Source organism: Pseudosulfitobacter pseudonitzschiae (assembly GCF_002222635.1).
GTDB lineage: Bacteria > Pseudomonadota > Alphaproteobacteria > Rhodobacterales > Rhodobacteraceae > Pseudosulfitobacter > Pseudosulfitobacter pseudonitzschiae_A.
Window position 1 is genome coordinate 1,842,925 of record NZ_CP022415.1, and the last position, 20,849, is coordinate 1,863,773.

General features: G+C 61.0%; 18 protein-coding genes. 16 read left to right on the forward strand and 2 right to left on the reverse strand.

The genetic code is table 11. From position 1 onward, the window contains the following. Nucleotides 1–145 precede the first annotated feature (145 nt). Nucleotides 146–2,305, forward strand: a complete 2,160-nt coding sequence (gene purL, locus SULPSESMR1_RS08920) for a phosphoribosylformylglycinamidine synthase subunit PurL (protein WP_089420498.1) — start codon at nt 146–148, stop codon at nt 2,303–2,305. A gap of 49 nt (nt 2,306–2,354) precedes the next feature. Here purL and SULPSESMR1_RS08925 read toward each other — a convergent pair whose 3' ends face one another. Beyond that, nucleotides 2,355–3,614 (reverse strand): vWA domain-containing protein, encoded by a 1,260-nt coding sequence (locus SULPSESMR1_RS08925; protein ID WP_198362772.1) that lies wholly within the window; start codon nt 3,612–3,614, stop codon nt 2,355–2,357. A 60-nt stretch (nt 3,615–3,674) separates the two neighbouring features. Then, nucleotides 3,675–4,583 carry an AAA family ATPase gene (locus SULPSESMR1_RS08930; protein ID WP_089420499.1) on the reverse strand — a complete coding sequence of 303 codons (909 nt, stop codon included), beginning with the start codon at nt 4,581–4,583 and terminating at the stop codon, nt 3,675–3,677. A 214-nt stretch (nt 4,584–4,797) separates the two neighbouring features. Between SULPSESMR1_RS08930 and SULPSESMR1_RS08935 the strand changes: the two genes are divergently transcribed. The 15 genes from SULPSESMR1_RS08935 (at nt 4,798) to radA (ending at nt 20,825) form a co-directional block, all read left to right on the forward strand. Continuing rightward, on the forward strand, nt 4,798–5,835 hold the full coding sequence (locus SULPSESMR1_RS08935) for a glycosyltransferase family 2 protein (protein ID WP_089420500.1): 1,038 nt from the start codon (nt 4,798–4,800) through the stop codon (nt 5,833–5,835). Continuing rightward, on the forward strand, nt 5,832–6,458 hold the full coding sequence (locus tag SULPSESMR1_RS08940) for a sulfotransferase (protein WP_089420501.1): 627 nt from the start codon (nt 5,832–5,834) through the stop codon (nt 6,456–6,458). The genes SULPSESMR1_RS08935 and SULPSESMR1_RS08940 overlap by 4 nt, the downstream gene beginning before the upstream one ends. Next, complete coding sequence (locus tag SULPSESMR1_RS08945; RefSeq protein ID WP_089422245.1) at nt 6,458–8,842, forward strand: glycosyltransferase family 2 protein; 2,385 nt, start codon at nt 6,458–6,460, stop codon at nt 8,840–8,842. The genes SULPSESMR1_RS08940 and SULPSESMR1_RS08945 overlap by 1 nt, the downstream gene beginning before the upstream one ends. 2 nt (nt 8,843–8,844) lie before the next feature. Beyond that, the gene (locus SULPSESMR1_RS08950) at nt 8,845–9,552 is read left to right on the forward strand and encodes an FkbM family methyltransferase (RefSeq protein WP_089420502.1); all 708 of its coding nucleotides are present in this window, start codon (nt 8,845–8,847) and stop codon (nt 9,550–9,552) included. Further along, on the forward strand, nt 9,549–10,628 hold the full coding sequence (locus SULPSESMR1_RS08955) for a glycosyltransferase family 2 protein (RefSeq protein ID WP_089422246.1): 1,080 nt from the start codon (nt 9,549–9,551) through the stop codon (nt 10,626–10,628). Before SULPSESMR1_RS08950 ends, SULPSESMR1_RS08955 begins: the two co-directional genes overlap by 4 nt. Before the next feature lie 96 nt (nt 10,629–10,724). Beyond that, nucleotides 10,725–11,642 (forward strand): phosphoadenosine phosphosulfate reductase, encoded by a 918-nt coding sequence (locus SULPSESMR1_RS08960; RefSeq protein ID WP_089420503.1) that lies wholly within the window; start codon nt 10,725–10,727, stop codon nt 11,640–11,642. A 38-nt stretch (nt 11,643–11,680) separates the two neighbouring features. Further along, on the forward strand, nt 11,681–12,715 hold the full coding sequence (gene pyrC, locus SULPSESMR1_RS08965) for a dihydroorotase (protein WP_089420504.1): 1,035 nt from the start codon (nt 11,681–11,683) through the stop codon (nt 12,713–12,715). A 76-nt stretch (nt 12,716–12,791) separates the two neighbouring features. Continuing rightward, a complete protein-coding gene (locus tag SULPSESMR1_RS08970; protein WP_089420505.1) occupies nt 12,792–13,472 on the forward strand; it encodes an orotate phosphoribosyltransferase in 681 nt (226 codons plus the stop codon). A 161-nt stretch (nt 13,473–13,633) separates the two neighbouring features. Then, entirely contained in the window at nt 13,634–15,130 is a 1,497-nt protein-coding gene (locus SULPSESMR1_RS08975; protein WP_089420506.1) for a replicative DNA helicase, read from the forward strand. 120 nt (nt 15,131–15,250) lie between these two features. Then, nucleotides 15,251–16,288 carry an alanine racemase gene (gene alr / locus SULPSESMR1_RS08980; protein ID WP_089420507.1) on the forward strand — a complete coding sequence of 346 codons (1,038 nt, stop codon included), beginning with the start codon at nt 15,251–15,253 and terminating at the stop codon, nt 16,286–16,288. Continuing rightward, entirely contained in the window at nt 16,285–17,058 is a 774-nt protein-coding gene (locus tag SULPSESMR1_RS08985) for an MlaE family ABC transporter permease (RefSeq protein WP_089420508.1), read from the forward strand. Before alr ends, SULPSESMR1_RS08985 begins: the two co-directional genes overlap by 4 nt. Beyond that, entirely contained in the window at nt 17,055–17,801 is a 747-nt protein-coding gene (locus SULPSESMR1_RS08990) for an ABC transporter ATP-binding protein (RefSeq protein WP_089420509.1), read from the forward strand. The genes SULPSESMR1_RS08985 and SULPSESMR1_RS08990 overlap by 4 nt, the downstream gene beginning before the upstream one ends. A 138-nt stretch (nt 17,802–17,939) precedes the next feature. Beyond that, nucleotides 17,940–18,443: a paraquat-inducible protein A gene (locus SULPSESMR1_RS08995; protein ID WP_089420510.1), complete on the forward strand. Its 504-nt coding sequence runs from the start codon at nt 17,940–17,942 to the stop codon at nt 18,441–18,443. An 88-nt stretch (nt 18,444–18,531) separates the two neighbouring features. Next, entirely contained in the window at nt 18,532–19,296 is a 765-nt protein-coding gene (locus SULPSESMR1_RS09000) for a DNA repair protein (RefSeq protein ID WP_240311318.1), read from the forward strand. A gap of 167 nt (nt 19,297–19,463) precedes the next feature. Continuing rightward, nucleotides 19,464–20,825: a DNA repair protein RadA gene (gene radA / locus SULPSESMR1_RS09005; RefSeq protein ID WP_089420512.1), complete on the forward strand. Its 1,362-nt coding sequence runs from the start codon at nt 19,464–19,466 to the stop codon at nt 20,823–20,825. Nucleotides 20,826–20,849 lie beyond the last annotated feature (24 nt).

A 20,849-nucleotide genomic window follows, 5' to 3' on the forward strand; every position in this document is an offset into this window, starting at 1 on the left:
GGCATGATATCGAAAGGCCGTGCTTTCCTTACCTCTCAGCACGGCCTTTCTTTTTGCCGCATGTAAATCCGGCCCGTCCCCCCTTTCCCCGCGCGCCAAGCTGCCATAAAGACAGGCCACCATCTGTCACGGGGGACATGGGCGCATGACCGAACCAGCAATCACACCTGACCTGATCGCCAGCCACGGGCTGAGCACGGACGAATACCAGCGGCTGCTGGAGATCATCGGGCGGGAACCGACATTCACCGAACTTGGCATTTTTTCTGCCATGTGGAACGAACACTGTTCCTACAAGTCCTCCAAGAAATGGCTGCGCACGCTGCCCACCGACGGCCCGCAGGTGATCTGCGGCCCGGGTGAGAATGCGGGCGTTGTCGACATCGGTGACGGACAGGCCGTGGTTTTCAAAATGGAAAGCCACAACCACCCCTCTTACATCGAACCCTATCAGGGCGCGGCCACCGGCGTTGGCGGCATTTTGCGTGATGTGTTCACGATGGGCGCACGCCCCATTGCCTCGATGAACTCGCTCAGCTTTGGCGAACCGTCGCACCACAAAACGCGGCAACTGGTCAACGGCGTCGTTGCGGGTGTGGGCGGCTATGGCAACTGTTTCGGCGTGCCATGTGTGGGCGGCGAAGTGCGCTTTGACCCTGCCTACAACGGCAACTGCCTTGTGAATGCCTTTGCCGCAGGTCTGGCGGATGCGGACAAGATTTTCTATTCTGCGGCCTCGGGCGTCGGTATGCCCGTTGTCTATCTGGGGGCCAAGACCGGACGCGACGGCGTGGGCGGTGCGACGATGGCCTCGGCCGAATTCGACGACACCATCGAAGACAAACGCCCCACCGTTCAGGTTGGCGACCCTTTCACCGAAAAGCGGCTGATGGAAGCGACGCTTGAGTTGATGGCGACGGGTGCGGTGATTTCCATTCAGGACATGGGGGCCGCGGGCCTGACCTGTTCCGCCGTCGAGATGGGCGACAAGGGCAAGCTGGGCATCCGCCTGCATCTGGAAAACGTGCCCGTGCGCGAAGATCACATGACCGCCTACGAAATGATGCTGTCGGAATCGCAGGAACGCATGCTGATGGTACTGCGCCCCGAGCTTGAGGCCGTGGCCAAGGCCGTCTTTGACAAATGGGATCTGGATTTCGCCATTGTCGGTGAAACCATCCCCGAGGACCGGTTCCACATCGTCTATAATGGCGAAACCATGGCCGATCTGCCGTTGTCGAAACTGGCCAGTTCCGCCCCTGAATACGACCGTCCGTGGGTGGAAACGCCCGCCGCCGAACCGCTGGCCGAGGTGCCGGGTATCGACCCGATCGACGGGCTGCGCGCGCTGCTGTCGTCGCCCAACTATGCGGGCAAACAGTGGGTCTACGAGCAATACGACACGATGGTCATGGCCGACAGCGCCCGCACGCCGGGTCTGGGCGCGGGCATCGTGCGCGTGCATGGCACCGATAAATCGCTGGCCTTCACCTCGGATGTGACCCCGCGCTATGTCAAGGCGAACCCCGTCGAAGGCGGTAAGCAGGCCGTTGCCGAAGCGTACCGCAACCTGTGCGCCGTGGGCGCCACACCTCTGGCCACAACCGACAACCTGAACTTCGGCAACCCCGAAAAGCCCGAAATCATGGGCCAGTTCGTTGGCGCAATCAAAGGCATCGGTGAAGCGGTTGCCGCGCTCGACATGCCCATCGTGTCGGGCAATGTGTCGCTGTATAACGAAACCGACGGTACCGGCATCCTGCCCACACCCACAATCGGCGCTGTAGGCATCATCCACCACAGCGACGACATCATCGGCTGCGACGTGCGCGATGGCCACGTTGCCTTGGTGCTGGGAGAAACCACAGGCCATCTTGGCCAATCCGCCCTGCTGGCCGAGGTCTTTGGCCGCGTCGAAGGCGATGCGCCGCATGTGGATCTGGAGGCCGAGGCCAAGCACGGCCGGTTCATCCGCGACAACCGCGCGCTGATCACCGCCTGTACCGACCTCAGCGATGGCGGTCTGGCACTGGCCGCCTTTGAACTGGCCGAAAAAACCGGTGTGGGCGTCACGCTGGACATATCCGACACGCCGACGCTGTTTGGCGAGGATCAGGCCCGCTATCTGATCGCGTGCAACTTCGACCAAGCCGAAGCGTTGATGACAGCCGCCGGTCAGGCCGGTGTGGCCATTATTTCGGTCGGCAAATTCGGCGGTGATCAGGTACGGTTCGGGTCGGTTTCCGCCCCGCTGGCCGAACTGGCCGACGTGTACCGCACCAGCTTTGCAGTTGCAGTAGCATAATTCGGGCGGGGCTTTGGCCCCGTCCCTGCGCCGCGCGGAGTGGTGGCAACTATTGCCCGATCAGCTTCATCAGCCGTGCCTTTTCGCCCACATCGTCCTTGCGCGAAATCACCTCGGCCAGTTCTTCCAGCGAAGCAATCGAATGACCTGCGCGAAAACTGTCTACATGGGGCAGCATGGCGGCGATGCCGCGGGCTTTGGGCGCAAATTCGTCCCAGCGCAGTAAGGGGTTCAGCCAGATCAGCCGCTTGGCCGACAGATGCAGCCGTTGCATCTGCTTCGCCAACACGTCCGGTGCGCCACGGTCCAGACCGTCGGTGATCAGCAGAACCACAGCGCCCTGCCCCAGCACGCGGCGTGACCAGTCACGGTTGAACGCCTCGATACATTCCCCGATGCGTGTGCCCCCTTCCCAATCCTGCGCCTCGGCCCCTGCGGCGGCCAGTGCGGCGTCGACGTCGCGGTGATCCAGATGGCGCGTGATGTTGGTCAACCGCGTGCCAAAGGTGAACGCATGGACCTTGGCCCAGCCCGCACCTTTGGCATTGCTGACCGCGTGCAGGAAATGCAGCACTACACGGGAATACTGGCTCATCGAGCCGGAAATGTCGCACAGCACCACAAGGTTCGGCCAGCGTTTGCGGGGCGCGCGGTGGGCAATGGCGCGAATTTCGCCGCCGGTGCGCATGGCAGCGCGCAGGGTCTTGGCCGGGTCGACCCGGCCCCGCAACGCCGCCTGCATCCTGCGCGTGGCCATCGGCTCTACCGGCAGACGCATCCGCGCCAGCATCCGCTTGGCCTGCGCCATCTCGGCGGTGCTCATCTGTTCGAAATCCAGCGTTTTCAGCTTTTCCTCAGAGGATGTGGTGAAACTGGCATCCACCTCGATCTGTGTCTCGCCTTCATCCTCGTCCTGATCCATATCGAAATCAGGCGCTTCGGCCCCGTCCAGCAAGGCTTCGGCGGCGCGTTTCTCGCCCGCCTGCCCTGCGCGTTCCTCCTGAACGCCACGGATCGCAGGCAGCATCGCGGCCATCATATGTTCCAGATAACGCGGATCGCGCCAGTACAGCCGGAAGATCTGGCGAAAGATCACGCGGTGTTCGGGGCGGTTCACGAAACAGGCATGTAGCGTCCAGTAGAAATCGCGCCGCTCGGTAAAGCCTGCCACTTCGACCGCGCGGATGGCGTCGATCACCCGACCCGGCCCGATGGGCAACCCCGCGCGTCGCAAGGCGCGTGCGAAATGGGTGATGTTGCCCGCAAGACGCGGGTTTTCGGGCACCTCAAGGGGGATGTGTTCCACCATCGCCTCAGCGCACGGGGGCCAGCCCCCGGACCCCCGGGATATTTCGGGCCAAAAGAAGCATCAGGAGGGTTCCAGACTGGCACGGGCCTGATCCAGCAGGCGTTTGGCTTCGGACCCCTGCAGTTTGGCGATGTCGTCCTGATATTTCAGCACAGCGCCCAGCGTGTCGGCGATGACCTCGGGCGACAGGGTCAGCACGTCGAGGGCAATCAGACATTTCGCCCAGTCGATGGTTTCCGCCACGCCCGGTTTCTTGAACAGATCCTCGGTGCGCAATTGCTGGACAAAGGCCACGACTTCACGGCTGAGGTTTTTGGCGGCTTCCGGCGCGCGGGCGCTGAGAATTTCCATCTCGCGGTCGAAATCGGGATAGTCGACCCAGTGGTAAAGGCAGCGACGCTTGAGCGCGTCGTGGACCTCGCGGGTGCGGTTGGAAGTCAAGATTACGATGGGCGGCTCGGGAGCCTTGATGGTGCCGAGTTCGGGAATTGTCACCTGAAAGTCGCTGAGCGCTTCGAGCAGATAGGCCTCGAAGGGTTCGTCGGTGCGGTCAAGTTCGTCGATCAGCAGAACGGGGGCGCCGTTTTCGTCAGGGCGCATGGCGTCCAGCAAGGGGCGCTCGATGAGGAAATCCTTGCTGAAAAGCTCGGCCTGAAGGGCGGCGCGGTCGGCGGTGCCTGCGGCCTCTGCGGTGCGGATGGCAATCATTTGGGCGGGGAAGTTCCATTCGTAGACAGCGCTGGAGGCATCCAACCCCTCGTAGCATTGCAAACGGATCAGACGGCGGCCCAAAGAGGCGGCCAATGCCTTGGCAATCTCGGTTTTGCCGACGCCTGCCTCGCCTTCCAGAAACAGCGGACGGCCCAGCGACAGCGCCAGAAACACCACCGTTCCCAGCGCGCGGTCGCACACATAGCCTTCGGCGCCCAACTGTTGTTGCACAGCGTCGATCGAGATGGGTTTGGTCATCCGTGTCTCCCTTTGGTTGCGACAAACGTGCATCGCTGGCGGGTCAGGTCAAGGTCTGGTGCGCTGCCGCCGTTGACGCATGTTCTTGCGGCTGACATTATCCGGTAAGGTATAACAGAGGTTTTGCAGGCATATTGGTCTGACGACAACCCGATCAGAGGCGGACAGGGCAGATGAAGTGTGACCAAAGCTGGGCCACAGCGGGGGCGCACAGATGCGCATAGCAGCAGTGACATGCGTGAAAAACGAAGGCCCATTTCTGTTGGAATGGATTGCCTTTCATCGCCTGCTGGGCGTGACGGATTTTCTTTTTTATTCAAACGATTGCTCCGATGCCACCGACCGGATTCTGGATGCGTTGCAGGCCCGCGGCATCGTGCGCCATCTGCCGAACCCCGCCGAAGGGCGCAATTACCAGATGGAGGCGTTGAAGGATGCCAAGACGCGGGACATGGTGGCAGGCTCTGACTGGGTCTGGGTTGCGGATGTCGACGAATTTCTGAACATTCATGTAGGGGACGGCACGATCCCTGCTCTGATCGACGCCTGTGGAAATCCGCAAGCGATCAGCATCAATTTCCAGTTTTTCGCCAATGACGGTGTGGATACATTCGAAGACCGTCCTGTAATTGAGCAGTTCACCCGCAGCCACAACCCCGATCTGTGGTGTGGCGAGACAGCCATCGAGGTAAAATCATTGGTGCGTGCCGATTTCCCGCTGAAGTACTACGGCGCGCACCGCCCGTTTTTCCGCGAGAAGTTGCCCAAGCACAAACGCCCCCTGTGGACCGATGCGTCGGGGCGTCCAGTGCAGCACCGGTTTCTGGTGGCTGCCAACCCGCGCCGCATTCGCCGCTTTCCCGCACATGGCGCACGCAAATTCGCAACGCTGAACCATTACGCGCTGCGTTCGCTTGACAGCTATCTGGTCAAGAACGACCGCGGCGACGTGAACCGCGAGAACCGCGCCTTTGACGACACCTATTGGCGCGAGCGGAACGATGCGGCTTGGGAAGATACGTCGATCCAGAAGTATGTGCCTGCCCTGCGCAAAGAGATGGCAAAGCTGATGGCCGACCCCGAAATTGCCGCCCTGCACGCCGAGGCTGTCGCGGCCCATATCGCCAAGCGTGACGCATTGCTCGCGCAGCCGGAATACCAGAAAATGCAGGCGCAATTGCGTGCCGCATCGAAACTGCCGCCGCAAGAGCAGGCGTTGATCGAGGCGTTGGGGCTGGAGCCTGTGACATGAGCCTGCGCGTCGTCAATCTGGGCCTGCCCAAGACCGGAACGACAACATTGGCACGCGCGCTGAAAATGGCGGATTTCAAGGTGGCCGACTATCGTGTGCGACCCAAGCAGACGACTGTGAAACCCCTGCACAACCAGTATGTTTCCGAACTTTTGTATCGCGGGTATTTCGAAACAGGCGACCCCGGTGCGCATCTGGGGCCATTCGAATGCGTGACCGAGATCAGCCTGTTGCGCGACGGGAAGTCGCTGTGGCCGCAGATGGATTTCGGCCTGATCGAAGCGATTCGCACCCACCATCCGGGCGTGAAATTTCTGGCCTCGAATCGCGATCCGTTCCAACTGAGCCAGTCGATGCTGGCGTGGTCCGATTTGGGTGTGGCACGGCTGCCGCAGGCGGATATTCCGGGATTGCCCGCAGGTTACGGCGAGACGACAAAGCAGCGCGAACAGTGGATCAGTGCCCATTACGCGCATCTGCGGGCTTTGTTTCACGACCGCGAAGATTTTCTGGAATATGATGTGGCCGACGCGGGCGCGCGCGACCGCATCGCGTCCTTTCTGGGTGTGCCCCTGCCGTGGTGGGGCCGCGTGAACAGCAATTCGAACAAAAAGGCGTCATGATGCGCATTCATTTGCATATTGGTCTGGAACAAGTGGGCGCAGACCGTCTGCAATCGGTCATGGCCGACAAACGCGAGCAGTTGCTGGCCAAGGGCTATCTGTTTCCACGCAGTCCGGGCCCCAAGAACCACACGCGGCTGTATATGGCCGTCACCGACCCCGCGCATGTAGATCCGTTGCGCTTTAACCGTGGGTATATTCCGCAGGATAAACAACAGGTTCTATTTGACACCGTGGCCAACGATCTGGCCCGTGAGGTGGCACAGCACAATCCGACCGACCTGATCCTGTCTGCCTCGCAACTGGGGGTCAGTCTGGGGCAATCTTCTGAAATTGCGCGGCTGCACGGGCTGTTAAGGCCGCTGTCGGACGATATTCGCATCATTGCCCATGTGGACGAACAGGCCAGTCTGCTGTCGCGCTGGTACGCCGAACAAATCCTTGAAGGGCGCGGCAGGTCACTGGCACAAGAGATGGAACTGGCGGGCAGCAAAACATGGTGGGACGACTGCCTTGCCACCGCCCCCGCAATCGACCCGCAGGCGGGCGTCTTCATTGAAAATCAGGCCGCGCCATTCTGGCTGGACTACAGGCGTCTCGTGACCCATTGGGAGACGGGCTTTGGCGCGGGAAGTGTCACCTTGCGCCCCTATGACGCCGAAGGGTTTGCCGCCGATACCGTCACCGACGAAATCCGCGCCATGTTCGGGATTGACGCAGTATTGGGCAAAGCGACGCCAACAGAGGTGCCTGCGCCCACATCGGCAGCGGCGCTTACACGCGGGCGGCAGATGAACGCGCTGTTGTTGCAGGTTCTGGCCGACCGCAAACGCATTCTGCCGCGCCAATTATGGCGATCTTTTATCAATGAAATCAACGTGGATGGCGATCCTGTTGATGTGGCGTCGCTGTCTGCCATCTCGAAAACATTTACCGCAGACAACACCGCCTTGCTGAAATCGCAACCGGCGCTGACCAAAGACACCTTCAAAAAGCCGCGCGCCAAAGGCACATGGCAAGAGGCCGATCCGAGGTTCGGCTTTCGCGCCACGCAATACCTGCTGGGCTTTATGTGGCGCATCAACAAAGCAACCCGCGAAGAGCGCAAGACCAAAGGCGCCGATCTGGACGCCGCCAAGGCCACCAAATCGCCCAAGGGCAGCGCCCGGCCTGCGGCCCCTGCGTCAGAACATGACGGGCTGACCGAGGCCGCCCGCAAGCTGATGCCGCCGCTTGCGATCCAGAACTTTGACAAGCTTAAAAATTCGTCTTTTGCCCCGCACAACAAGCTGGGCTCGATCGACGAAGAACAGTTGGCCGCAGCATTCGCACCTATACCACCGCGTGAGTTGCCCCCAGGCAGCAGCGGCAATGTCATCGTTGGCTGCATGAAAAACGAAGCACCCTATATCATCGAGTGGGTCGCCTATCACCGCGCAATGGGTGTGGATAATTTTCTGATCTATACAAACGGTTGCGAGGACGGCACCAGCGAAATCCTTGACCGCCTGCAAGAGATGGGGGTGCTGCAACACCGCAACAACGACGGTTGGAAGGGCAACTCGCCCCAGCAATACGCGCTGAACCAGTCGTTGAAGGAACCGGTGATCAAAAACGCCGACTGGATCATCCACATCGACGTGGACGAGTTCATGAACGTGCGTACCGGCAACGGCACGCTTCAGGATTTCTTTGACGCGGTTCCCGATGCGACCAACGTGGCGATGACGTGGCGGTTGTTCGGTCACAACGGGATCACCGCTCTGGCCGATGATTTCGTGATCGACCAGTTCGATCGCTGTGCGCCCAAGTACTGCCCGAAGCCGCACACGGTCTGGGGCTTCAAGACCATGTTCAAGAACATCGGCGCCTATGAAAAAATCAGCTGCCACCGCCCCAACAAGCTGGACGAAGCGTTCAGGAAGACGGTGAAATGGGTCAACGGCTCGGGCAAGGATATGACCAAGGAAGCCGCTGAAAACGGCTGGCGGTCATCGAAAAAATCCATCGGCTACGATCTGTTGCAACTGAACCACTATGCGCTTCGGTCGGCTGAAAGCTTTCTGATCAAGCGCCAGCGCGGGCGTGCGCTGCACGTCGACCGGTCCATTGGAATCAACTATTGGATACGCATGGATTGGTCCGACTTTCGCGACATCACCATCAAACGCAACCTGCCGCGCCTGCGCGCGGAATACGACCGGTTGATGCAGGACGACATCCTGCGCGGCTGGCACCAGACGGGTCTGGACTGGCACAAAGCCAAAGCCTGCGAGTTGCACGCCATGCCCGAATTCGAGGATCTGTATAAACAGGCGCTCGAAGTGAAGCTGACAGAAGTCGAGCGTGTGGCCTATGCCCTCGCACTGGATATGGAGAGCTAACGATGGACAGCACCACAGACGCTGCACCCAGCCCGCAACCCAGCATCAAATCACGCGGGCTGCAGTTTCCCAAAGCGGCCTTTATGACGCCCGCCATCAGAACCGCTTTGCGCAAGAACACTTACGAAAACGCACTTGTCACCGCGTGCGGCCGCACCGCACTGCCCGAAGATACAGTGCTGGACATCGGCGCGGGGTTCGGCGCGGTTTCGGCCACTCTTGCCAGGCTCCAAAAGGTCAGGATGGTACACGCACTCGAGGCAAATCCAGAACTGGCAACCTATCTGTCGGGGATGTTCGCACTGAACAACATTGAAAATGCGACCGTGATTTCCGGCGCATTGGGCAAACGCAAGGGCACAGCCGATTTTTACATGCGCAAGAACCCCGCCATGTCGTCCTTGATTGAACGCGAAGACAGCCCCGCCGAGACCATCGGTAAAATCACGGTGCAAAACGCAAAGACCCTGATGAAAAGCCTGTCGCCCACGCTGGTCGTGGTCGATGTTCAAGGCGCCGAGGCCGATCTGGTACCCGATCTTGACCTGACGGGGCTGCGGGCGGCTGTGGTCAAACTGCACCCCAGATGGATCGGCCCCGCAGGGGTCGATGCCATTTTTGCTGCAATGATGGAGGCCGGATTGAAGTATTACGCACGCGGATCGTCGGGCAAGATCGTCGCATTCCGCAGGACATGGCCCACGGCGTGAACATTCTTGCCGTTCTGTGCGTCCGCAACGAAGCCGCGTTCCTGCTGGAATGGCTGGCGCATCACCGCGCCTGCGGCTTTACGCATTTTCTGGTGTTCTCGAACGATTGTGACGATGGCACCGATGTCATGCTGGATGCACTGGCCGATCGCGGCTGGCTGACGCACATCCGCAACGACGGACCCTATGACAAGGGCGGCATCCAGTTTACCGCGCTTAAACACGCGCAAAAGCTGGACGTGGTCCAACAGGCCGACTGGATCCTGTCGCTGGACGTCGACGAATTTGTGAACATCCATACGGGCGACGGCACCGTGCCTGCCCTGCTGGACGCCCTGCCCGATGCCACCGCCATCACCCTGACATGGCGGCTGTTCGGCAACGCGGATCAGGTCAGGTATACCGACGCGCCTGTCACCCGCACCTTTACCAAATGCGCGCCCGTGGTGCTGCACTGGCCGTGGCGCGCGTCGATGTTCAAGACGCTGTACAGAAATGACGGCACCTATCGCAAACTCGGTGTCCACCGCCCCCGCAACCCCGACCCCGACCTGCTGGAGCGCGCACGCTGGTTCGACGGCGAAGGCCGCGCACTGGATGCGCAGTTCAAGACCAAACGCCTATTCAGCAATTACGGTCGGTCGAACTTTGCGCTGGCACAGCTTAACCATTATCCTCTGGGCGCAATGGAAAGCTATGTGCTAAAGGCCGACCGTGGCCGCGCAGTGCATTCCGATCACGCGTTGGGGCTGGATTACTGGATCGAGCGGAATTTTTGCGACGATACCGATACCAGCATCCAGCGCATGGCCGCCGCCAGTGCGCCTGTCCTACGCGACCTCATGTCCGATCCGGTGCTGGGCCCGCTGCATCAACAGGCGGTTGCATGGCGGCACGCCCGCTTTGACACGCTGATGCAACAAGAACCGTTTCGCGCTCTGTTCGGTCGTTTGCTGATGGCAGGCCCCACCCGTCCTGTTGCCCCAAAGGCCGCTGCGTTCATGATCCGTTACGCCAACCGCGCCCGCAGCAATGCCCGCATCGATGCGAAAGACGCACCAAAGACCCCTCAGTAGCGCTTTTTTTCCGCAATTTTGCCGCATTGCGCATTTAGCTCTGCGGCCTAAACACGCGTGGAAAAATCCGCGCGCTTTAGGTACCGAGGGCCCCCGATGCAGGATGCAGCCGACACATTCAACGCCGAGCTTTCAGGCCTCACCAAAGGCGAATGGCTGACCAAACTGGCCGGTATTACCGAAGAACGCGGCTATTTCGAGCCGCTGGGCAAACGCCATTTCGCGGCATTTGTGGAACAGGGCACAACACTGCTGGTCACCTTCGAGACAATCCAAGGAATGCGTGCGCTGTCCGAAGCTGCGGTGCCACTGGGCTGGAACATGGTGCGCGATCATGGCTGGTCGCATCTGTGCATAGGTTCGGACGGTGACACTTGGTTCCGCGACGAAGCCCTCTATGCCTATTTTGACCGTCTGGTCGATGACGGCTTTTTCGACGAATTCGAAACAGTCGTGTTTTACGGCGCAGGCCCCTGCGGCTATGCAGCAGCGGCCTATTCGGTCGCCTCGCCCGGTGCCACCGTGCTGACGATCCAGCCCCAAGCCACACTTGATGTGCGTGTCACCGAATGGGACGACCGCTTTTCCGACATGCGCCGCACTGATTTTACACGGCGCTACGGCTATGCGCCCGACATGTTGGACGCCGCCGCCCGCGCCTTTGTTATCTATGATCCGCGCGAAAGTCTGGACGCGATGCACGCGGCGCTGTTCACCCGCGCCAATGTGCAAAAACTTCGCACCCGCCATATGGGAGACGCGATCCAGACCAACATGATCGAGATGGACGTGCTGAAACCGCTGCTGGAACAGGCCGCAACCGGCGCGCTAAACGATGCCAGCTTTGCCACCCTCTGGCGGGCGCGCCGCGCCTATCCGCCCTATCTGCGCAACCTGCTGTCGTCGCTTGAAATCGACAACCGCGTGCAGTTGATCCATTCCCTTTGCAAGAACGTCACGGGCCGCATGAATGCGCCCCGCTTTGCCCGCAAGCTAAAAGAACTGGGCAACTGACGCTGGTGCGCTGCCGCGCCGCGTGCTAACGGCAGGGCATGACAGATACCCTCACGATCCGCCGCCCCGATGACTGGCACTTGCACCTGCGCGATGGCGCAATGATGCGTGCCGTCCTGCCCCAAACCGCTGCCCATTTCGCCCGTGCGATCATTATGCCCAATCTGGTGCCGCCCGTTGTGACCGGCGCACAGGCCCAAGGCTATCGCGACAGGATCATGGCCGCCCTGCCCGAGGGCATGGATTTCACGCCGCTCATGACCCTCTACCTGACCGAGGACACCGACCCCACTGACGTGGCACAGGCGCACGCCTCTGGTCTGATCAAAGCGGTCAAGCTTTACCCCGCCGGGGCCACCACCAATTCAGCCTCGGGTGTGGCCAACTTCGACACTGTGCGTCCGGTGCTGGAAAAGATGGCCGAGATCGGACTGCCGCTGTGCGTACACGGCGAAGTCACCGATCCCGACATCGACATCTTCGACCGCGAAGCGGTGTTCATCGACCGCGTCCTCGATCCGATCCGCCGCGCCACGCCCGGATTGCGGGTGGTGATGGAACATATCACCACGTCCGACGCCGTGGACTACGCCAGCGCCCAAGACGAAACATTGGGTGCCACAATCACCACGCATCACCTTGTGATCAACCGCAACCATATCCTCGCAGGTGGCATCAAACCGCATTACTATTGCCTGCCCGTGGCCAAGCGCGAGGTCCACCGCCTTGCCCTGCGCCGTGCCGCCACCTCCGGCGACGTGCGGTTTTTTCTGGGCACCGACAGCGCGCCGCACACCGATGCCAACAAGCTGCTGCCCTGCGGCTGCGCGGGCTGCTTTACCGCGCCCAACACCATGTCGATCCTTGCGCAGGTCTTTGAACAGGATGGCGCGCTTGACCGGCTCGAAGAGTTCACCTCGCTGAACGGCCCCGCCTTCTACGGCCTGCCTGCCAATACCACGACCCTGACGCTGACCAAAACACCGCCGACCTACCCGCCACACATCGACACTGACGACGGCCCCGTTACCATCTTCGACCCCGCGATGCCCTTGGACTGGTCGGTCACCTGAACTTCATCTTGCCAAATAAACTCCCGCCGGAGGCTCCCGCACCCTCCACACGCGCCAACGCCCGAGGACGACCCACATGATCCCTACCAGCTATCCCGATGCCGCCGAAATGGCCCGCCTGACTGCCCGTATGTTGCTTGAGATCGAAGCCGTGCACCTGAATGCCAAAGACCCGTTCACACTGGCCTCGGGCCTGCCCAGCCCCACCTATATCGACTGCCGCAAGCTGATCTCCTATCCGCGCATCCGCTCGACCCTGATGGATTTTCTGACCGTGACCGTCATGCGCAACGCAGGCTTCGAGGCATTCGACAACGTGGCAGGCGGCGAAACCGCTGGCATCCCCTTTGGCGCGCTGGTGGCCGAACGCATGGCGCTGCCCATGACATACGTCCGCAAAAAACCCAAAGGCTACGGCCGCAACGCCCGCATCGAGGGCGTGATGACCGAAGGCCAGCGCGTTCTGCTGGTCGAGGATTTGACCACCGACGGCGGCTCGAAGCTGTCGTTTGTCGATGCGATTCGCGAAACCGGCGCCACTTGCGGCCACACGGCGGTGATCTTTTACTACGGCATCTTCCCTGAAACCGAAAAGACCTTGGGCGATCATGGGGTTGCGCTGCACCACCTGTGTACATGGTGGGACGTGCTGGCCGAAGCCAAGGCGCAAGGCACCTTTGACGCGGCCACCCTCGACGGCGTCGAAGCCTTCCTGAACGACCCGCGCGGGTGGCAAGAGGCACATAAAAAGGCGTAAGTCCGCCACATCATCTGGTTAAGGCACTGCAATTTTCCACCAGATGATGTAGGCTACCCCCTACGGTCGGGTTATCCACAGGATTTCCAGATTGCTTGCGCAGCGCCCTGCCGTCTAAGACAGGGCACCCGCGCAAGACGGGTCAATAAACGGGGTCAGCAATGAACGAGATCAGCAGTATCCATAACGGCACGCCCGAGGTTCAGGCCGCCGAAACCATGCCGCATTCCATCGAGGCCGAGCAACAGCTTCTGGGTGCGATCCTGACCAACAACGACATCTACGATCGTGTCGCGTCGATCATCGGGCCGCACCATTTCTACGACCCCGTGCACGCGCGCATCTACGACATCGCCTCGGCACGGATCGCCAAGAACAACCTTGCTTCGCCGGTGACGCTCAAGGCGTTCATGGAAGACGACGAAGGCCTGAAGGAACTGGGCGGCCCCGCCTATCTTGCACGTCTGGCCGGTGCCGCGATCAGCGCCTTTGCGGTGCGCGATTATGCCCAGATGATCTATGATCTGGCGGTGCGCCGTGACCTGATCATCCTTGGCCGCGACATCAGCGCCAAGGCGGCCAAGGTCGACGTGGCCTCCGAGCCGCGCGAACAGATCGTCGAGGCCGAGCAGCAGCTTTATAAACTGGCCGAACAAGGCCAGACCGAAAGCGGGTTCCAGTCCTTCCTCAAGGCGGTGACCGATGCGGTCAACGTCGCCAATGCCGCCTATCAACGCGAGGGGGGCCTTTCGGGTGTCTCGACCGGTCTGATCGACATGGACAAGAAGCTGGGCGGCTTGCACCGCTCCGACCTATTGATCCTTGCGGGGCGTCCGTCGATGGGCAAAACCTCGCTGGCGACCAACATCGCTTTCAACGTCGCCAAGGCCTATAAACGCGGCCTGTTGCCCGACGGCTCCGAGGGGGCCATCGACGGCGGCGTCGTGGGGTTTTACTCGCTGGAAATGAGCGCCGAACAGCTGGCCGCGCGAATCCTCTCCGAAGCGTCCGAAGTGCCCTCTGAGCAGATCCGCCGCGGTGACATGACCGAAACCGAATTCCGCCGGTTCGTGGATGCGGCCAAGTCGCTGGAAGCCTGCCCGCTTTATATCGACGACACGCCCGCCCTGCCGATCAGCCAGCTGGCCGCCCGCGCCCGCCGTCTGAAGCGGACACATGGGCTGGACGTGCTGATCGTCGACTATCTGCAACTGGTGCGCGGCACCGGCAAATCGGAAAACCGGGTGAACGAGATTTCCGAGATCACCATGGGCCTCAAGGCCATCGCCAAGGAACTGGATATTCCGGTCATCGCCCTGTCGCAGCTGTCGCGCCAGGTGGAAAGCCGCGAGGACAAACGCCCGCAGCTGTCGGATCTTCGCGAATCCGGCTCGATCGAGCAGGACGCCGACGTGGTGATGTTCGTGTTCCGCGAGGAATACTACAAGGAGCGCGAAAAGCCCGGCGATCACGATCTGGAAGCCATGGCCAAATGGCAAGAAGAGATGGAGCGCCTGCACGGCCGCGCCGAAGTGGTCATCGGCAAACAGCGTCACGGGCCAATTGGCACCGTCGAGCTGAGCTTCGAGGGCCGCTTTACCCGCTTTGGCAACCTCGTGCAGCCGTGGCAGCAAAGCGCGGGCGAGCAAGAGTTTTAAGCGCACCCGCCTCTGCGATCACTGGCACCTTTTGTTGCATATCCGCATATTACGCCGCCTCGGGGCGGCGCGGCGACGATACACCTTGACCTCGGATCGAAACATGGCACAACCCCGCGCATGACAACGGCCACTTTGACAATCGACACGGGCGCTATTGCGCGCAATTGGCAATCGCTTGACGCGCGCACCGAGGTTGAAACCGGTGCCGTGCTTAAGGCCAACGCTTATGGATTGGGCGCACCCGTGATCGCCCGTGTGCTGGCCCGCGCTGGCTGCCGCAGCTTTTTCGTGGCCACCGCCGACGAAGGGGCCGCATTGCGTGCAGCCCTTGGCCAAGGCCCCGTAATCTATGTGCTGTCGGGCCATATGAACGGCGACACAGGCGCCATTGGCGAAGCCCGCCTGACACCGGTGCTGAACTCGGTCGACCAGATGCTGCGCCATGTCGAGGCCCTGCCCGGTGCACCCTTTGGTTTGCAACTGAACACCGGCATGAACCGGCTGGGCATGCAGGCGTCTGAATGGTCCGCCCTGCGCGACATCGCCGTGGCCCAACGCCCCGCCCTGATCATGTCGCATCTGGCCTGCTCGGACGAGCCGGACCACGAAATGAACGCCCACCAGCTGCGCCAGTTCCACGAGATGACAGACGGCATTGACGCCCCGCGGTCGCTGGCAGCCACTGGTGGCACGCTGATGGGCGAGGATTACCACTTTGATCTGTGCCGCCCCGGTGTGGGTCTTTATGGCGGCCTGCCTTTTGCCGATGCCGAACCTGTGGTGACCCTTGATGCACCGGTGATTCAGGTGCGTGATGTGGCCGCTGGCGAACCTGTGGGCTACAGCAACAGCTGGATAGCACCGCGTGCATCGCGCATCGCCACAGTTTCGGGCGGCTATGCCGACGGGCTGATCCGCGCCTTGGGCAGCGGCAAGACGCAAGTCTACGCAGGCGACACCGCCCTGCCTGTCGTGGGCCGCGTGTCGATGGATCTGATCACCGTCGATGTCACCGATCTGGACCACGATCCCGACCATCTGCAACTGCTTGGCCCCCATCAGGGCGTCGATGATCTGGCCCGCGCCGCAGACACTATCGGTTATGAAATCCTGACCTCGCTGGGCCACCGCTATGCCCGCAGGTATACCGAGTGAAAATTCTGGCCGCCATCGGGGCCACCGTTCTGGGCCTGCTTGGTGCTGTGGGGCGTGTGACGCTTTATGCCCTGCAAACCATCAGCCACCTGCTGCGCCCGCCGTTCTACTTTCGTGAACTGGCCATCGCCTTGCTGCACATCGGCTGGCTGTCGCTGCCGGTGGTCGGGCTGACCGCGATCTTTACCGGTGGCGCGCTGGCCTTGCAGATCTATGCAGGTGGCGCGCGGTTCAACGCCGAGGCCGTGGTGCCGCAGATTGTCGCCATTGGCATGGTGCGCGAGTTGGGGCCAGTGCTGGTGGGGCTAATGATCGCCGCGCGCGTAACTTCGTCCATCGCAGCCGAAATTGCGACCATGAAGGTGACCGAACAGATCGACGCGCTTGTCACCCTGTCGACCCATCCGATGAAGTATCTGACAGTGCCGCGGGTGCTGGCCGCGACCCTTGTGGTGCCGCTGCTGGTGGGCGTGGGCGATGTGATCGGCATCGCGGGTGGCTGGGCTGTGGCCGCGGGCACATTGGGGTTCAACCCCGCCGCCTATCTGAAAAACACAGTGAATTTCCTTGAACTGCGCGACATCGTGTCGTCACTGGCCAAAGGTGGCGTGTTCGGCTTTATTGCGGCCTTGATGGGCTGCTATTTCGGCATGAATTCAGGCCGTGGCGCCCAAGGTGTGGGCCGCGCCACCAAGGGCAGCGTCGAAGCCGCCGCCATCCTGATCCTTGCCGCGAACTTTGTGCTGACGGGGGTGTTTTTCTCGCTATGATTACGCTTGAAAACGTCCACAAATCCTTTGGCAGCAACCACGTGCTGCGCGGCGTGAACCTGCATGTCCCCAAGGGCACATCGATGGTCATCATCGGTGGCTCTGGCACCGGAAAATCCATCACGATCAAGGCGGTACTGGGTCTTGTGACGCCTGATCAGGGCACAATCACCGTCGATGGCGTCGACATCACCCGCACCGACCGCGACGCGTTTCTGGCGCGCTTTGGCATGTTGTTTCAAGGATCGGCGCTGTTCGACAGCCTGCCCGTCTGGCAAAATGTCGCCTTTCGTTTGCTGCGCGGATCGCTCAAACGCCCCCACGAACAGGCCCGCGCCATCGCCATCGAAAAACTGCGGCGTGTGGGCCTGACCGAGGATGTGGCCGACCGCCTGCCCGCCGAACTGTCGGGGGGCATGCAAAAGCGGGTGGGCCTTGCCCGCGCCATCGCCGCCGACCCCGAGATCATCTTTTTCGACGAACCCACCACCGGTCTTGATCCGATCATGGCGGGTGTCATCAACGACCTGATCCGCGAGATTGTCACCGAAATGGGCGCGACGGCAGTGACCATCACCCACGACATGACCTCGGTGCGCGCCATCGCCGACAACGTGGCGATGCTGCACGAGGGTGTGATCAAATGGAGCGGACCTGTGGCCAAGCTGGACACGTCCCAAGACCCCTATGTCGACCAGTTTATCCACGGTCGCGCCACAGGGCCCATCGCCGCCGTTCGCTAACCCTTGGATACAAAAGCCTGTTCAGGATGCGACCCTGTGTGCAAGGGCTGCGCCGGAAACGCCCGGCCGGTTCGGGTCAGCATTGCGATGCAACAGCACTGACTTGACACATTGCGCACCCTGCGCCCAAGTGCACCCATGCTGCGCTGTCTCAACCTTGCCCTGCTGGTCGCCTATCCCGTGGCGTGGTTCGCCCCGTTGATGCGCGCGGGACTGTTGCCGCTGTTCGGCCTGTCAGAAATCAGCGTGATGACAGGGCTGCAATCGCTTTGGGCCTCGGACGTGTTTCTGGCACTGGTGGTCACGGTCTTTGCGCTCTTTGCGCCCTACCTTAAAACCATCGGCCTTGCGCTGCTGCATTGGAATCTGCTCAGCCCGCGCTGCCTGCCGGCGCTGCATGTGCTGGGCAAACTGGCGATGGCCGAAATCTTTCTGATCGCACTTTACATCACACTGACCAAAGGCATCGGTGTTGGCCGGATCGAAGTCGCCTGGGGCCTCTATCTGTTCACCGCCTGTATCCTCGCTTCGATTTGGATTGGCCTGCGCACAGAACAAAAGCAGGTAAATTCACGTATTGCCGCAGAATCGGAAACAATCTCTCAGCCGACCCCGCACCACAGCACGCCTAAAATCCGGTGATAATAATAGGGAACAAAGTTTCCGCTTAGTGGTTGACCCTCTATCGGCGTATACTTGCCGATGTATCGGTTTTCTGGGGGGAGGACATTTGACAAACTCTTTTAGAACGCTCGCACACCTTATTCGATTCCTGATGCAACGGGCTGCGCTGGCCTTTTTCATTCTGACCGCGGTCGGTTTGACGGCGGCAACGGGCATGGCAGCCACCGGTCAGTGGCATTGGTTCGACCTGCCGTTGTCATGGAATGGTGCCCCCGTACCGCAGGCAGGCATGTACGCCCAGATCGCCCTGACTGTTTTTGCTGTCTGCCTTTGCTTTTTCCTCCCCAGCGCCTACCGCACCATGCAGCTTGAAAACGCGCATCGCGATTTCTCGGTCAATATGACCGATATCACCCGCGCCTATGCCGCCGTTCACGCCGCTGATCGCGGCGATGTCTTTCGCTTTTCCACCGAATTCGACGCGGTTCGCGAACGCATCGCCTATCTGCGCGATCACCCTGATCTGGGATCGCTCGAGCCTGCCTTGCTCGAAGTCGCCGCCCAAATGTCCCACATTTCCAAGGAACTGGCCGAAGTCTATTCGGACGAGCGCGTCGCCCGCGCGCGCAGTTTTCTTGAGCAACGCCAATATGAGGTGGACCAGTTCAACACCCGTCTTGACCACGCCAAAGCCGTCAGCTCCGAATTCAAACACTGGCTGACCAACGTCGAACTTGAGGAATCCGTGGCCGCGGCCCAGTTGGACCGCCTGCGTGCCGAAATGCGCGAGGTGCTGCCAGAACTGGGTCTGCAGACCATTGTCACCACCGACAACACTGTGACCAAGATGATGCCCAAGGCCGCAGAATAGCTTTTCATCTTGCCTGATAAACTCCGGGGGAGACGCGCAGCGTCGGGGGCAGAGCCCCGCAAATATAAAAACTTGGGCAGAGCCCCCGCAAATATAATAACTCCGCCACCGACCTATTCGCACATTTACCTTTTGACGCTCCCCTCTGCGTCAGGCACATCAGTGCCATGGCGAAAACACCCTCCTTCACCTGCACCGCCTGTGGTGCGACGCACACCAAATGGTCAGGGCGCTGCGACGCCTGTGGCGATTGGAACACCATAGTCGAAGACGCGGGCCTGTCGGCGGGTGGTAAAAAGTCGCTCGGCGCCAACCGTGGCTCTGCAATCCAGTTGACCGATCTTCAAACCGAAGAATCGCCGCCCCCGCGCACCCATTCCGGCATAGACGAGCTTGACCGCGTGCTGGGCGGCGGGCTTGTGCCCGCCTCGGCGCTGTTGGTCGGCGGCGATCCGGGCATCGGAAAATCGACTCTTTTGCTGCAAGCGGCTGCCGAATTTGCTCGTGCGGGCGTCAAAACGATCTATGTCAGCGGTGAAGAGGCCACAGCACAGGTGCGGATGCGTGCCAAGCGTCTGGGCCTGTCCGACGCGCCCGTGCAACTGGCCGCCGAAACCAACCTGCGCAACATCCTGACCACGCTGGAAGCCGAAAAGCCCGGCCTTGCGATCATCGATTCGATCCAGACGATGTGGTCCGACACGGTCGACAGCGCCCCCGGCTCGGTCAGTCAGGTCCGCTCGGCGGCGCACGAGCTGACCACTTTTGCCAAGCGCAAGGGCGTCTCGGTGATCCTTGTGGGCCACGTCACCAAAGACGGCCAGATCGCAGGCCCGCGCGTCGTGGAACATATGGTCGACACCGTGCTCTATTTCGAAGGCGAGCGCGGCCACCAGTTCCGCATCCTGCGCGCGGTCAAGAACCGCTTTGGCCCTGCGGACGAGATCGGCGTCTTCGAAATGACTGGTCGCGGGCTGGAACAGGTCACCAACCCTTCGGCGCTGTTTTTATCCGAACGTGGCAAACCCAGCGCAGGTTCGGTGGTGTTTGCAGGCATCGAAGGCACCCGTCCCGTTCTGGTCGAACTGCAAGCCCTCGTTGCCCCCTCGCCCCACAGCCAGCCACGCCGGACGGTTGTCGGCTGGGATGGTGGGCGGCTGGCGATGATCCTCGCGGTGCTCGAGGCGCGCTGCGGCATACCCTTTGCCGGCCTTGATGTTTATCTGAACGTCGCCGGTGGCATGAAAATTTCAGAACCTGCTGCCGATCTGGCCGTGGCCGCAGCGCTTTTAAGTGCGCGCGAAGACGCAGCCCTGCCCGAAGGGGCCGTGGTTTTTGGGGAAATCAGCCTATCAGGTGCCCTACGTCCGGCGCCTCAAACCGAAAACAGGTTGAAAGAGGCGCAAAAACTTGGTTTTACCACCGCACTTGCCCCTTCAGGGGGCAAAGCCATCGAAACGTCGGGCATCAAAGTGCAACAAATGCACGACCTGACCAGTTTCGTGGGTGAAGTATTTGGTGCCGGTTAGTGCCACACAGACAAGGAACGGATG